The sequence below is a fragment of the Thermococcus celericrescens genome (assembly GCF_001484195.1).
In the GTDB taxonomy this organism is placed as follows: Archaea; Methanobacteriota_B; Thermococci; order Thermococcales; family Thermococcaceae; genus Thermococcus; species Thermococcus celericrescens.
In genome coordinates, this window is sequence record NZ_LLYW01000018.1 from 92,115 (window position 1) to 106,194 (window position 14,080).

Annotated in this window: 15 protein-coding genes; 5 read left to right on the plus strand and 10 right to left on the minus strand. The window is 54.0% G+C overall.

All coding sequences use genetic code 11. The annotated features are described in order from the left end of the window. Positions 1-305: 305 nt before the first annotated feature. A complete protein-coding gene (locus tag APY94_RS05510) occupies positions 306-806 on the minus strand; it encodes a hypothetical protein (protein WP_058938678.1) in 501 nt (166 codons plus the stop codon). 188 nt (positions 807-994) lie between these two features. Between APY94_RS05510 and APY94_RS05515 the strand changes: the two genes are divergently transcribed. From APY94_RS05515 to APY94_RS05525, 3 genes are all read left to right on the plus strand, one after another. Next, positions 995-2,254: a radical SAM protein gene (locus tag APY94_RS05515; RefSeq protein ID WP_058938679.1), complete on the plus strand. Its 1,260-nt coding sequence runs from the start codon at positions 995-997 to the stop codon at positions 2,252-2,254. Between the two features lie 100 nt (positions 2,255-2,354). Continuing rightward, positions 2,355-2,894, plus strand: coding sequence for a hypothetical protein (locus APY94_RS05520; RefSeq protein ID WP_058938680.1), 540 nt, complete (start codon positions 2,355-2,357; stop codon positions 2,892-2,894). A 105-nt stretch (positions 2,895-2,999) separates the two neighbouring features. Further along, positions 3,000-3,593 carry a hypothetical protein gene (locus APY94_RS05525; RefSeq protein ID WP_058938681.1) on the plus strand — a complete coding sequence of 198 codons (594 nt, stop codon included), beginning with the start codon at positions 3,000-3,002 and terminating at the stop codon, positions 3,591-3,593. On the opposite strand, the gene wecB is transcribed toward APY94_RS05525, so the two are convergent. Together wecB and APY94_RS05535 are read right to left on the minus strand one after the other, a co-directional pair. Next, positions 3,590-4,723 carry a non-hydrolyzing UDP-N-acetylglucosamine 2-epimerase gene (gene wecB, locus APY94_RS05530; protein ID WP_058938682.1) on the minus strand — a complete coding sequence of 378 codons (1,134 nt, stop codon included), beginning with the start codon at positions 4,721-4,723 and terminating at the stop codon, positions 3,590-3,592. The two genes, APY94_RS05525 and wecB, sit on opposite strands and share 4 nt — an antisense overlap. Continuing rightward, positions 4,720-6,006: a UDP-N-acetyl-D-mannosamine dehydrogenase gene (locus APY94_RS05535; RefSeq protein WP_058938683.1), complete on the minus strand. Its 1,287-nt coding sequence runs from the start codon at positions 6,004-6,006 to the stop codon at positions 4,720-4,722. Before APY94_RS05535 ends, wecB begins: the two co-directional genes overlap by 4 nt. 283 nt (positions 6,007-6,289) lie before the next feature. On the opposite strand from APY94_RS05535, the gene APY94_RS05540 reads away from it, so the two are divergent. Beyond that, complete coding sequence (locus APY94_RS05540) at positions 6,290-7,429, plus strand: DUF354 domain-containing protein (protein ID WP_058938684.1); 1,140 nt, start codon at positions 6,290-6,292, stop codon at positions 7,427-7,429. On the opposite strand, the gene APY94_RS05545 is transcribed toward APY94_RS05540, so the two are convergent. Genes APY94_RS05545 through APY94_RS05560 form a run of 4 tightly spaced genes read right to left on the minus strand, consistent with a single transcriptional unit; the run spans position 7,361 to position 9,788 of the window. Beyond that, positions 7,361-7,930: a stage II sporulation protein M gene (locus APY94_RS05545; RefSeq protein ID WP_058938685.1), complete on the minus strand. Its 570-nt coding sequence runs from the start codon at positions 7,928-7,930 to the stop codon at positions 7,361-7,363. The genes APY94_RS05540 and APY94_RS05545 overlap by 69 nt on opposite strands. Continuing rightward, complete coding sequence (locus tag APY94_RS05550) at positions 7,930-8,208, minus strand: lipoate protein ligase C-terminal domain-containing protein (protein ID WP_014012119.1); 279 nt, start codon at positions 8,206-8,208, stop codon at positions 7,930-7,932. Before APY94_RS05550 ends, APY94_RS05545 begins: the two co-directional genes overlap by 1 nt. A gap of 48 nt (positions 8,209-8,256) precedes the next feature. Then, entirely contained in the window at positions 8,257-8,979 is a 723-nt protein-coding gene (locus APY94_RS05555) for a hypothetical protein (RefSeq protein ID WP_058938686.1), read from the minus strand. Beyond that, entirely contained in the window at positions 8,976-9,788 is an 813-nt protein-coding gene (locus APY94_RS05560) for a hypothetical protein (RefSeq protein WP_169791804.1), read from the minus strand. Before APY94_RS05560 ends, APY94_RS05555 begins: the two co-directional genes overlap by 4 nt. 58 nt (positions 9,789-9,846) lie before the next feature. Here APY94_RS05560 and APY94_RS05565 point away from each other — a divergent pair, with 58 nt between their 5' ends. After that, positions 9,847-11,772 (plus strand): arginine--tRNA ligase, encoded by a 1,926-nt coding sequence (locus APY94_RS05565; protein ID WP_058938688.1) that lies wholly within the window; start codon positions 9,847-9,849, stop codon positions 11,770-11,772. On the opposite strand, the gene APY94_RS05570 is transcribed toward APY94_RS05565, so the two are convergent. The 3 genes from APY94_RS05570 to APY94_RS05580 form a co-directional block, all read right to left on the minus strand. Further along, on the minus strand, positions 11,773-12,849 hold the full coding sequence (locus APY94_RS05570; protein WP_058938689.1) for an AAA family ATPase: 1,077 nt from the start codon (positions 12,847-12,849) through the stop codon (positions 11,773-11,775). It abuts the gene before it with no gap. A gap of 192 nt (positions 12,850-13,041) precedes the next feature. After that, the gene (locus APY94_RS05575; RefSeq protein WP_058938690.1) at positions 13,042-13,536 is read right to left on the minus strand and encodes a transglutaminase-like domain-containing protein; all 495 of its coding nucleotides are present in this window, start codon (positions 13,534-13,536) and stop codon (positions 13,042-13,044) included. Between the two features lie 48 nt (positions 13,537-13,584). Then, the coding region (locus tag APY94_RS05580) for a zinc ribbon domain-containing protein (RefSeq protein ID WP_157065480.1) at positions 13,585-14,080 on the minus strand (496 nt) is incomplete at its 5' end.

A 14,080-nucleotide genomic window follows, 5' to 3' on the forward strand; every position in this document is an offset into this window, starting at 1 on the left:
GAAGCTAATCTTTGGTTTTTAACATTGACTTATAAACCTTACCTGCGAATAACAAAGGTTTAAAACTTTTGGTTGAAATGAAGGCATCAGATTTGTTCTTTAATGGCAAGAGGGGTTCTTCATGGAGCACCGCTTTATAGGAGCAATATGTCCAGTTTGTCCATCTCCATCTGAGGGGATGAAGAAACCACAGGGATTGCGTTTAGAAAAGTGAGTCCTGGATGCCTGTGCTCCGGACGGAGGAGGTTGGAACAAGAATCGCAGGATTCAAAATGATGAAAGATGAGAAGGATGGGAACGAACCATCAGTATATCGAAATCCTCTTGACGCCCTCAAGCTTGGAGAGCTCGTTGATGAGGTCGCCGGGGATGGGCTTCTCGGTGATTATCGTGAGGGTCGCTTCGGGATAAAGTTCCAGGTCCTCCGCGACGACCTGGACGATGTTGATGTCGCGCTCGGCTATCTTGAGGGCTATCTTGGCGAGTATTCCGATGGCCCTCGGCTCCGGCTCTATCTCGATGACGCCGTAGCCGACGTGCCTGCCGACGTACTTCATGTGAACCGTCGGCTCGAGGTTGGTATATATCTCCTTCAGCTCGGGTATCTTGAGTATCATGCCGACGGTTTCCTTGACGACACGTCTATCCACGTCGAGGGCCTTGGCGATCTTGGTGTACGGAACCTCGATATCACCGGCCTTGATCTTGAGGTCATCGGAGACCTTGAGGCCGTACTTGAGGAGGGTCTTGGCTATCTGCTTCCTGACTGGATATTCATCAAAATAATGCTCAATCTTTCCCCACATTCCATATCACCCACACTAGTCCACTGTTAGACTGTTTAATTCAATAATATTAAAATGTTTCCATGCCCGCATGATGCCAACAGGTCTTCCCTTAAAAACCTTTGGGCAGTGACGCCCCTGGAGGCCCACTCATGTCGGGATGTTTTATCCATCGTCGGATTTTTAAGAATGGTCCCAAACCCCGGAACATGATCGAGGTTCACCTTCCCCACGTCACCTTTGAGGATGCCGGCGAGAGCATCAGGCTGGTCTGGAGAGAGACCCTCTACGCGGACTTCGACAAGGGCGAGCTGGCGAGGATTATACGGCGGAAGTACCGTGTTGAGCCGGAGATCACGGTACGCAACGGAGCCATGGTCATCGACACGGACTACCCTGGCATCGAGCAGTACATCTCGATATACATCCAGAACAACCTCGGCGCCATCCTGAGAAACCGCTACACCAACAGAAGGGTCTTCTATATCCACGAGGGACTTGACGTCCCGCTCCTGGGATACAACGCCTTCGGCCTGATTGACAGGGGGACCAACCTGATTCAAATTCGCGGCGTGAGCGGCTGCAACCTCAGCTGCGTCTTCTGCTCCGTTGATGAGGGGCCGTATTCGAGGACGAGGAAGCTCGACTATGTGGTTGATGTTGACTACCTGATGAAATGGTTCGATGAGGTCGCGAGGATAAAGGGGAGGGGCCTCGAGGCCCATCTCGACGGCCAGGGTGAGCCGCTCATCTATCCCTTCCGCGTTGAGCTCGTCCAGGCGCTCAGGGAGCACCCGAACGTGTCTGTAATCTCGATGCAGAGCAACGGGACACTCCTCACGGACAAACTCGTCGAGGAGCTGGCGGAGGCCGGCCTTGACCGTGTGAACCTTTCGCTCCACTCCCTCGATCCGGACAAGGCGAGGATGCTCATGGGCAGGAAGGACTACGACCTTGAGCACGTTCTGGACATGGCCGAGGCCATGGTGAACGCTGGAATCGACGTCCTCATCGCTCCGGTCATAATATTCGGCATAAACGACGACGAGGCCGAGGCCTTCATAGAGTTCGCGAGGAAAATCGGCGCCGGAAAGCGCTGGCCGGCCCTCGGCTTCCAGAACTACATCCCCTACAAGTTCGGAAGGAACCCCACAATAGCGAAGCTCGTTCCCTTTAAGGACTTCTACGCCTGGCTCAGGAAGCTTGAGGAGAAAACCGGGATGAGGCCGCTCGTCCTGAAGCCCAAGCACTTCGGAATGGAAAAGCGCGAGTTCATCCCCCTCTCCTTCCGGCCGGGAGAAATCGTCAAGGCGGAGGTCGTCCTCCCGGGGAGGATAAAGGGTGAGATGCTCGCGAAGGCCCGGAACCGCCTCATCGAGGTCATCAACACCGACGCCGAGGTAGGGGACATGGTGAGGGTGCGGATAGTCAGAACGAGGCACGGCATATACATTGGCACGGAGATTTAGGGTCTCCTGAAAATATCGGATTTTTTGGAATGTTTTGGGATTTTAACAATACTGCAGTAACTTTTAAATTTGGAGAACCGTACTTAATGTAGGGAGGGTTATGAGAAAGGTGGTGACAATTATCATTATGTTTATTCTAATGGCAATGGTGTATTCGGGTATCCTCTCCTCCCTTGGCTCGCTCTCAAAGACACTGGAAAGACTTAACGGGGAGGTTCCATTCACGTGGACTTCACCAGCAGAGGGGGCAAAAACGCCCGGACCCCGAGTTCCGGAGTACAACCAGTCCGCTGGTGGGATGGGAATATCCCTGGAGGGCGGCGTCTACAATGCAAGTGATCTGAACTCTTCCATGATCCGTGAACTCCTGGACACTACAGACTGGTACGTTGGGAACAGCTCCCTGAGCTCTAAGTACGCGCTGAGGGTTTACAACGATACTCTGAAGGTCGTTAGAAACTCTACGGAGACTTCTAAAGCGATAATTGAGAAATTCTTCGCCATCTTTGGAGAACACGGTGGGCAGAAGGGGGAGGAGCTCTCACGAACCCTTGAAGAAACTTTTCAGCGGGCCCAGAACCTCACGAGAACGGTCGAAGATATGCTGGGCAAAGCACTATCTTCAAACTCTGGTCGTTAGTGTTCTATAACTCTAGTTCGGTAACTTATGGAGGACCCCTGTTCGTTTAACTGTAACTTCGAAAAGTTTAAATTTTTAGAGTTTTATTGCGTTTGGGGGGAGTGCATGAGGAGGGCATATATCGCCATCGTAGTTTTGGTGGTTTTGGTTCTCGCGCTCTACTTCGGCGATTTTGCTCTGGCAAAGTCCGAAACATATTCAACCGCTCAGGTTGGGGGCTCAAAGGACGCCAACGCGACCTTTAGTGAGGGCTTTTGTGTGTACCCGGATTCTCCTTTTGGAAATTTAGTCGCCGACGAATTGAGGGCCGGAGGACACAAGGTCCTGATCCTCTCCGCCCCGGTGGAGTGTGACGGTCAGTTTCTGGCCGTTTGGGTCGAGGGGCTCAACATCAGCTATTCTCCTGTGCTCTCGAAGGGTCGCGTGAGGGCCGTCGCCGTCTACTCCAGCGCCGGCGATCCAACCCACTACATAAACTACCGGAACGCTATGGATAAGAGGACGGCCCTGACGTCCTTTGAGAAAACCGGCAGGGCCCAGTTCCAGGCCTACATCATCGCTGAAGTCTCGGACGAATCCGAGGGCTTCATTGCTTTCAAGGGCTACCAGGACTACCTCCTGAGGCGGGCCGCTGAGGTTATCGCGCATCAGGCTGAGCGTTTTGAATTGGAGGGAAAAACGGAGAACGGCTTGGATTAAATAAACTTTGAGCCCTTAACCATCAGCTCACCCCTCTTATGGAGCTCCAGCAGAATTTCCGCTATCCTCTCCCCGGCCTTTCCGTCGCCGAACGGATTCGCTGCCTCGGCCATTTTCCTGTAGAACTCCCTGTCCTCCAGGAGTTTCTGGAGATGCCCCAGGGCGCGCTCCTTCTCCAGGCCTACGAGAACGTTGCCGCCCGCGGCGACGGTTTCCGGCCTCTCGGTGTTGTAGCGGAGCGTTAGGCAGGGCACGTTTAGGATTATTGCCTCTTCCTGGACGCCGCCCGAGTCGGTCATTATCGTGAAGGCGTTCCTCTCGAGCTTCAGGAAGTCGAGGTAGCCAAGGGGCTTTGTCACGGTCAGGTTCTCTATTGAGGCCACCCTCTCCCAGAGGCTGAACTCCTCGAGCCTGCCCCTCGTGCGGGGATGCATCGGGTAAACCGCCCTTATTGGAAGCCCTTCCAGAATCTCAATGAGTCTTTCGAGGTTCTCCCTGCTGTCGGTGTTCTCGGCGCGGTGGGCGGTTATGAGTACGTATTCCTTCGGCTTCAGTCCAAACCTCTCGAGCACATCGCTCTTTCTCTCCGCCACCTCCGCGTTCTGGAGAACGGCATCCACAACGGTGTTGCCAACGACGTAAACGTTCTCCGTTATGCCCTCGCGCTCCAGGTTTTTCCGGGCCTCCTCCGTTGGGGGGAAGAGAACCTCGCTCGCGTGGTCTGCAAGGATGCGATTTATCTCCTCCGGCATCGTCCGGTCAAAGCTTCTGAGGCCGGCCTCCACGTGGGCAACGGGGATTTTGAGCTTGACGCTGGCTAGAGCCCCGGCCAGGACTGTGTTGGTGTCCCCCTGAACGAGCACGACGTCTGGCCTCTCGTCCATCAGGACCTTCTCGATCTTAATCATCGCGAGACCCGTCTGCTCGGCCTGCGTTCCCGAACCGACCTCGAGGTGGTGGTCTATGGGGGGCATCTCCAGCTCTTCCAGAAAGACGCTGCTCATCTCGTAGTCGTAGTGCTGTCCGGTGTGAATCAGGAGCGGCTTAACACCCTTATCAAGGAACGCCCGTATTACCGGCGCGAGCTTTATTATCTCCGGCCGGGTTCCGAATACAAAGGCGGGTTTCAATACTCACCCCTCCCAACGCCTTTGAAGACGAACCCTTCGGGTGGCACCTCGACCACGCGACGGCCGTCGATGAGAACGCGGTTCCGCATGAGCTTCCCGAGAGTTTCCCAGTCGAGGGATTTGAAGACCGTGTGGTCCGTCGCTATGACCACCGCATCGGCGCCCCTCAGGGCTTCCTCGAGGCTCCCGTGGGTTCCTTCCACGAACGGGTCGTACGTCCTTACCTCCGCCACGTCATCCACGATGGCTTCCACGAAGGCGGAGGCGGGGGAGTTCCTGGTGTCGTCGCTGTCCCCTTTGTATGCCAGCCCAAGGACCGCGACCACAGCCTTTTCCGGCGGGAGGTTGATGGTTCTCAGCGCCTCGAAAAGAAGATCCTTGACGAGGAGGGGCATACCGTCGTTTATCTCTCTCGCGAGCCTTATGAGGCCAAAGTCGTCCTTCGCCGGCCAGACGAGAAGGTGAGGGTCCTTTGGAAGGCAGTGGCCGCCAACGCCTATTCCCGGAACGTGGATTTTAACGCGCGGGTGGCTGTTGGCCAGTTCTATGGCCTCGAAGACGTTTATCTCGTACTGGTGGGCGAGATAGGCAAACTCGTTCGCGAGGGCGATGTTGACGTCCCTGAAAGTGTTCTCCATGAGCTTGACAACCTCACTGACGGTCGATTTTGTCCTGAATATCTGTCCTTTAACAAAGGAGCGGTAGAGCCTTTCGGCAAGCTCGGCACTTTCGGGGGTTATTCCACCGAGGATGCGCGAGTTGTACACCAGCTCCCGGAATATCCTGCCAGGCATCACCCTCTCCGGCGCATGAACCATGTAGAAATCCCTTCCCGGCTTCAATCCGGTCAGCTCCTCTATGAGCTCGGCCATTCTAACCGTCGTGAGTGGTGGAATGGTGCTCTCGATAACGATGAGTGAACCCGGCTTCATCGCCTTTGCGACGGTTTCAACGGCGCTTTCCAGGTATGTGAGGTTGGGCGTCCTGTCCTCCCTTAGGGGCGTTTGGACACAGATTATGTAGACGTCCTTTCCCCTGATGTCGGCGGGATTCGACGTTGCCCGCAGCTTTCCGCTCTCAATGGCCTTCCTGAGGAGATCGTCTATATCCGGCTCGACTATGTGGGCCTTTCCGGAGTTTATCCTCTCAACAACGTCCTTCCTTATTTCATATCCGGTAACCTTGAAGCCCGCGTTGGCGAACATTATCGCGGTCGGGAGGCCGATGTACCCGAGGCCGATGACAGCTATCTCCGCCGTTCTCTTCTCTATCCTGTCCCTCATTCATACCACCTATCAACGCTTTCCCCGCATGAATAAAAGCCTTTTCCAGAAAACGGTTTCCGGCCCGGTTTCTTGGGATGTATGGGGTGTTGGGCCATTCTACGGGACGAGGACATGCCCGACAGATTTTTGGTTTCAACCAGGGCCTTTTTCATGGAGAGAAAGCGTTCTAAACGTTCTTTTGCTTGAAAATGCACGGATAAAGCTTTGAAAAGAAGGCTTCACAACCGTTTTTGGGAAAGCCTTATATTGAACAGAGCTGTTCAGTAACATGGTGGGTAGAATGAAGGTATGGATCGACATAACAAACTCCCCTCACGTTCACTTCTTCAAGGGTATAATCAGGGAACTCGAAAAGGCCGGGCATGAGGTTTTAATAACCACGCGCGAATTCGACGGCCTCACGGGCATCCTCGACATGTACGGGTTTGATTACTACGTCGTCGGAAGGCACGGGGGTGCCACCCTCGAGGGCAAGCTCGTGGCCGGTACCGAGAGGATGTACCGCCTCAGCAAGCTCATAGTGGAGGAGAAGCCCGACCTGGCTCTGTACAAGCACTCCGCGGAGGCACCGCGCGTCGCCTTTGGTCTTCAGATTCCTTCGATAGGTTTCGTGGACAACGAAACCGCCGTTGGCCAGAACAAGCTCATACTCCCCTACACCGAACTCCTGGTGTTCCCCAAGGCCATAGACGCCTACGAACTGATCAGATGCGGCGCCGATCCCAACGGTATGAGGCCGATAAACGGCTTCTCCGAGCTGTCTCACCTCTACGGCTTTGTTCCCAACCGGAAGGTTTTGAATAAGCTCGGCGTCAGGAGGAACGAGTACATCGTCATGCGCACCGAGCCCGTGAAGGCCAACTACTTCAACGGACACGGAAAGAGCATCCTTGAGGACGTTATACCCCTCCTCCCAGAGGTGCCCATAGTTCTCTTCCCCAGGACTCCTGAGCAGAGGGAGCGCTTCGAGCGCTTCGACAACGTGATCATGCCGGAGGAGCCCGTTGACAGCCTCAGCCTGCTCTACTACGCCAGGCTTATGATAGGGGCGGGCGGAACGATGAACCGCGAGGCCATAGCCCTTGGAACCCCAACGATCTCCACCTACCCCGGCAGACTGCTCGCGGTGACGCGGTGGCTCGTCGAGAAAGGCGTCAAGTTCCACTCAACCGATCCTGTGAAGGTCGCTATGATGGCAGAGCACATGATGGAGATGAACGGAAGCTACCGGGCGTACCTCAGGAGCGTTGTGAGCGGCTTTGAGAACCCCCTAGACGTCATACTCGGCGAGATCGAGACGTACGAAGAGTTCGGAACGTTCAGCGCGATGAAGATTGGGGAGGCAGGGACCTCAGAGGCCCGCAACCCTGGGGGTTACGTAGGCCTCAATGAGGGCCGCGACGAAAAGGAGCAGAACTGACAGGGCGAAAAGCTTCAGGCCCTTAACTGCCCCCCTTCTAAACCTTTCTCCCCCATCACCTTCTCCGGAGATTATCTCCCTGTACCAGACGATACCGGCGACGCCGGCGAGGGCTATCGCGGGTATCTCGACGACGCCGTGGGGCACCAGACCGAGGAGTATCTGCCCCATCGGCATCCCGCCCATCCGGTGAACCGCAAACACCACCAGTCCAACGACGAAGCCGTTGAAGGCCATTATAAACCACGGGCCGAGACCGAAGAAAAGGCCCGATATGAAGGTGAGGAGTGCCACCATCGAGTTGTTGGTGAATATCTTGACGAAGTTGTGGAAGCTGGAGTCTGAGATCGGCCCGATCTGCCCAATTATCTTCCGAACTGCCTCAAGGGCCGTGTCCGGACTGGCGGCCCCCGCCCAGTATCCCCCGAGGGTGGAGAGCAGGAACACCAGCAGCAGGTGCCCCAGGGTTCTCCTCGGAACCTTCACATCGAGCACGTCCATCACTCCTTCAGCGCGTTTTTGAGTGCGATTTTGAAGTCCTCGATGTTTACGTAGGGCATCTCAATGTCCATTCTCATCGCAAAGAACTCGTCCATCAGGGATTCCAGCTCGTCGATCCCGTGCCCCTCGAGCTTTTGCTCCAGCTCATGGACCGCCTCCTCTGGATGCATGAAGAAATCTCCCGTGATCCTGACGTGCTCGGCCCTGCCGTCCCTCTCATCAAACTCTATCCTTATGAGTCCCTTCTTCGCTTTGTGCTCGCCCACATGATGTTTCATTCTACCCACCTCGAAAGTAAATTGGTGGAAGAAGTTTTTAAAGGTTGGTCATGTTTCTTCGAGCTCGGCATCGCCCGCCCACAGGAGAAAGCCCTCAGCCTCGTCCGAATATTCCAGATGTATCCTGGCGGTTATCGATATCGACAGGCTTCCGAAGGAGTGTTTTCCTCCTGATGCCTCCAGAGTGCCGTCAGGATACGCTACAAGGGCCACCACAAGGGTCTTTCCGCGCCACACTGTGCGTGCCCTTACGTACACAGGCAGTTCTTCTTTTGTAGTGTTCCCACCGAACACCCCCGGAAGCTCTAGGGGGAACGAGAAGCGCCACACAACGTCTTTCCCGGAGGTGTACTTCTCCTGCAGTTCCAGCCCCAGTTCCCCTGCCATGGAGAAAACCTCATCCTCAATGAACCCCATGACCTTTTCCTCCACCTTCCCGCGGACCAGGGGAAGCACCGTCGATGGAACCGATGAGAGATCGACAACCACCACGTATCCCACAACTCCGTCTTTCAGAGACACGCTCACGCCGGCCAGCCGCGAGAGGTTTCCCATGTCGCGGGCGAACCCAGTGTACGAGTACTCCGTTATGGTGTACCTCACCTCTGCAGGGCCGTAAGAGATGGCATTCACCTGTGTTCCTTTGGGGCCCCATTTGTCGGGGGCCGTGGACGGCACAAGGGTTCGGGGTTCGTCCATTGTGGCCACTGTTAGGATGAAAACCAGCGCCATCACCGCGAGGATGGCACCGATGATTTTCAGCGCCCTCATTTAACCACCTCGGCCACACTCTCCGCGTCCGACACCAGAGAACCGTCATGGAGGTTCCAGTCGATCTCGACCTCGACCTCAACGAACTCGAGGGGACGCAGCACGATCCTCCGATGGTAGTCCTCGGGAACGGCGACTATAACAATGCCATAGCCGCTGGTTGATTGGATGAGGTATTCACGTATCTCCACTTTCACATTCCCCAGCTCAACGGTGCCGTACTGGGTCCTGAACGTCCCCACAGGATATCTTGCGGACAGTTTTTTAAGCATCATTCCGTCCCTTTCCTTCCACTCCCCTTCCGAGATTATTGAGAGCCCCATTTTATTCAACATCTCTGCGACTTCTGAATCAAGGGTGTCTTTTATCTCCTTCTCAAGAACGGCCCCCAAAGCCCTCCTGGCCGGCACGTCTGACGTGTCTATCCATCCAACCGCCATGGTGGTAAAATCGGGAGTTTCCATGGATTCACTGATGTTGAGAAATTCAAAAAGTCCTTCCAGCTCTTTCATCCGTCTGCGCTCATACGTGGGCTTTCTGAAGAGCATTATTCTGTAGGGAATTTTCACAAGGGAAAACCCATGAATCGAAAGTTCGTAGGTTTCGGAGTATCCCTCCCCCGTTTTGATCCACCCCAGTGCTTCGGCCTCCTTGGTCATGGCTTCCAGCTTTCCTGTGGCCTCAACCTGCTCTTTTTCCCCGATGCATCCAGCCGAGGACACCAGAAGGACCATTACGAGCAGGACGGCGACCCTCTTCATACCAAATCCCCTAAATAGAAAATCCTTCAGGTTATTATCGTTTTCCATATCCTCCACCACGCAAAACTTTATAGTCCATATCCCAAATCACGACCGGTGGTGTGAGATGGGATACGGCGAAGTTAAGGAGAAAATGAAGCTCATCCTTCAGGAAACCCTTGAGGACATGCTGAAAGAGGCAGGGAAGGAATGGAGCGGAGAGATAACGTTTGATGACACCCCAAACATCGAGCTCGGCGACTTTGGGACGGCGGTTTCCTTTCAGCTTGCCCGGGTCTTCAGGAAGGCGCCAAAGCTCATAGCGGAGGAGCTTGCGGAGAGGCTCGGTGGGAAGCTCCCCGAGGAAATCTCAGAAGTCAGGGCGGTCAACGGCTACATCAACTTCTACCTGAACTACGGCACCTTCGGACGGGAGCTCGTCCGCGAGATACTTGAGAAGAAAAACGCATACGGCGAGAGCGCGCTTGGGGATGGGAAGAAGGTCATCGTCGAGCACACTTCCGTGAACCCGACGAAGCCGCTCCACATGGGACACGCCAGGAACTCGGTTCTCGGCGATACGATAGCGAGAATAATGCGGAAGCTCGGCTACACCGTCGAGGTTCAAAACTACATAGACGACCTCGGCGTTCAGTTTGCCCAGGTTCTCTGGGGTTACCTGAACCTCAAAGAGGAATTCGACAGGATAGAGGCGGAGATGAGGGAAAAGGGCCTCAAGGAGGACATCATTGACCACGTTATGGGCCTTCTCTACGTCGAGGTGAACAGGCGCATAGAGGAGAACCCCGATGTTGAGGGGGAAGTTCGTGAGCTGATGAAGAAGCTCGAGGAGGGGGACAACGAAATAGCGGAAATCGGCAGAAAGCTCGCGGAGAGGGTTGTCAGGGCGCAGATGCTCACTACCAGCCGCATGAAGATAAACTACGACCTCCTCAGCTGGGAGAGCGACATAATGAGGAGCGGAATCTTCGGCGAGGCCTACGAGCTTATCGAGGCCAACGAGAACTTCTTCTGGGCGGAGGAGGGGAAGTATAAGGGAGCGTTCGTGATGGGCCTCAGAAAGCTCTTCCCGGACATGAAGAACCCGTTCCTCGTCCTCAAGAGGAGCGATGGGACGGCGACCTACACCGGCAAGGACATAGCCTATCACCTCTGGAAGTTCGGGAAGGTCAAAGCTGACATGCTCTACAAGCCGTGGGAGAACGAAGAACATGAAACCTGGACGACCGCCCCCGATGGGAGAGCGATGCCCGGAAAGTTCGGAAAAGCCGATGTGGTCATCAACGTCATCGGTGCCGAGCAGAAGCACCCCCAGATGGCCATCAAGTACGCCCTCCAGCTTCTCGGCTTCCAGGAAAGCGCCGAGAACTTCCACCACCTTGCGTACGAACACGTTGTCCGCGAGGAGGGCAAGTTCTCGGGCAGGAAAGGAACCTGGGTCGGTTTTACCGTTGATGAGGTCCTCAACGAGGCCGTTCAGCGTGCCAGAGCCCTCGTGGAGGAGAAGAACCCCGGCCTGAGCGGGGAGGAGAAGGAGCACATAGCCGAAGCCGTCGGAGTCGGCGCCGTCCGCTACAACCTCGTTAAGTACAGCCCGGACAAGGTGATAACCTTCCGCTGGGACGATGTTCTCAACTTCGAGGGAGACAGCGCCCCCTACGTTCAGTACGCCCACGCCAGGTGTGCGTCCATCCTCAGAAAGGCCGCGGACGGTGGCATCGAGACCGACTGGGAGGTCCTCATGGAGAGGGCGGACTTTTCGAGGCTCACCAACAGGGAAAAGGAACTGGTAAAGCTCCTCGCCAAGTTCCCCGAGGTCGTGGAGCAGGCGGGCAGGGACGTCAAGCCCCACCTCATCCCGTGGTACGCCAACGAGCTCGCCTCGCTCTTCAACAAGTTCTACATGGACCACCCCGTGCTCAAGGCGGAAGAGGGAATACTGGAGGAGCGCCTGCTGCTCGTCCTGGCGACGAAGCAGGTGCTGAGGAACACGCTCGAGCTTCTCGGAATAGAGGCGCCGGAGAAGATGTGATCAGCCCTCTTTAATCACTTTTTCAACAACCGGGTCTATCATCTGATAGCGGCCGTTTTCCTTCTTTATCCAGCTCATTTTCTCCAGGTTCACGAGAATGCTGTTGAGGCGTGCGTTGGTTATCGGGCCGCCCTTGGCCTCCACGTAGTCCTTTATTTGAGACCACCTTGAAAGTCCAATTGAGATCGCCTTCAAAATCAAAGCGTAGCGGGGAGAGCGCTTTTCCAGTTCAAATAGTTCTTCCCTTATCATCGCCTTTGCCCTGTCCATGGTTGCCTCAATAGCTTTCTCAAAGCTTCCCTTCTTCCAGTATTTGAAGCCAAACTCCACGAGCCATCCAGGGATTCCGTCGAGCTCGTCAACAGCTTTCCGTATCTCATCTTCGGGGACTTTAAGCCCAACCTCTTCAAAGCCTCTCCTCAGGAACTCCTCTGAGAGCTCTCTGGGAAACGGCCTTATCTCGATCTCCTCCGATATTCTGCCGTAAAGAGGGCTGGAATAGTCGTCAATTCCAACGAAGTCATGGAGGAGGCCCACCTCGGAGCCCGTGAATACAAAACTGACATCTGGGAGAGAATCGTATGCATAAGCCACTCCCGTGAGGAAGTCTTTACCTCCACGGGAGCCAAAAAAGCGTAGATACTGCGCCTCGTCGAAGGCAACAACGACCTTTTTTCCGGTCTTTCTTCCGAGCCCTTCCAACCCGTCCAAGACGTCAACCCAGGTTGATTCTCGAGGTCTTAAGTGAAGACCGGCAAGGCTCACGCCATCAACCTTGATTCCCCTAAGGAAACCGACTCTGCCCTTCCCGAGGAGTATCCGGTTTATCTCGTCAACGAGCACAGCTGAGCTTATACTACCGCTGCCAGCAGAATAGAGACGGCGAGTGTCTATATAGATCCCAATACCGGAATACTCGTTCAAGGCGACTTTCAATAGGGAGCTTTTCCCCACGCGTCTGATTCCAATAATAAGGCTTATTGGATACTCGTTTATTCCATTAAGTATACTTTCAAGCTCTTTCTCTCGGTCAAAGATTTCCTCTCTTCTTTCTTTAGGCCTTGGATCAAACAGCATTTGGTATCGCCCCCGATACTAAGTATCGGTACCGATACTTAAGGTTTTCCACAAGATGCTCATGGTGATGATCAGCTCTACGAGACACGGTGGTTGGAGAATGCGAGTTAGATCAAGGGGTTCTTTTCTAATTTTTTGATTGTTCTAACAGTATCAGGTATGTCTCGGTGGCATTCCTGATATACTCAATACTCAGAAAGGGTTGATTGGCATCTCCACCAAAAATGCGATCGCATCATTGAAAAATGTATGGATGTTGTGGGTCAAGAGTAGTCCTAATAATGTCATTGAACTTATTTGGGGAGTAGAGGGATCCAATATTACGATTTCGTTCTCTAAGCATATCTCCTTTTCTTCTAAAAATACTCCACATACAGCATGTGAAGCCTCAAAAACACTTTCTCCTTTGTGAAGAAGCAAAAATACATATACTTCCCGTTCTGAGAATCCCAGTCCCCTCAATATAGAAGCCTCAAGAATAGAAATTTGAAGACAATTCCCGCATCTTTGGCCTATGGTATTTAGAGGATGCAACTCATTGCTATCTTTAATTTTCAAGGTTGGAATGTAGCATATTTCTTTCAGTAAGTCTCTATGTAGCTTTTGAAGTCCTTTTTTATCATTCAACTTAATATTAGCAACCAGACGATTTGCAATATCTGGTATAATATACTTTGAAATCGCCAATGGAGGAACTTTCTGACCTCCTTCCCGCCGTGAGGGGCGGGGGTTTGCCTAACCCCTCGCTAATGGCGGAGAGGTTTGAGGGGTCTCATTCAAACCCACTAAAAAGCGGGTCTTCAACCCCTCCGGGACGGTCTTCCCCCAATTACCCCTCCCTTGAGCGTAAAGCCCGCTCAGACTCGGGGTTATGGTTTTCACAACCTTCTTCAAAATATTAAACGCCCCAACCAAGTCTGAATTGAAGACAAGCCCCGTCTCGGGACACTTAAACAAACCACGAAGGAAGCGAGCCCCCTCGTGAGGCCTCCCGCAGACGGGACAACGCTTAGACGTGAAAACCTCGTCCACAACCAAAACCCGAATATCATACTCCCCAGCAACTTCCTTCAAGCGTTTGATAACGTAATTAAACCGCCAGACGTGGGAGAGGAGATAATTCTGCTTTTTACCCTTGTTGGAGTTCCCACTGATGCCCTTCGGATAGCCAACAACAATCCTTGAAACACCGAGACGATAGAGCTTTTCAACTGTTTGTCTCACCCTCGTG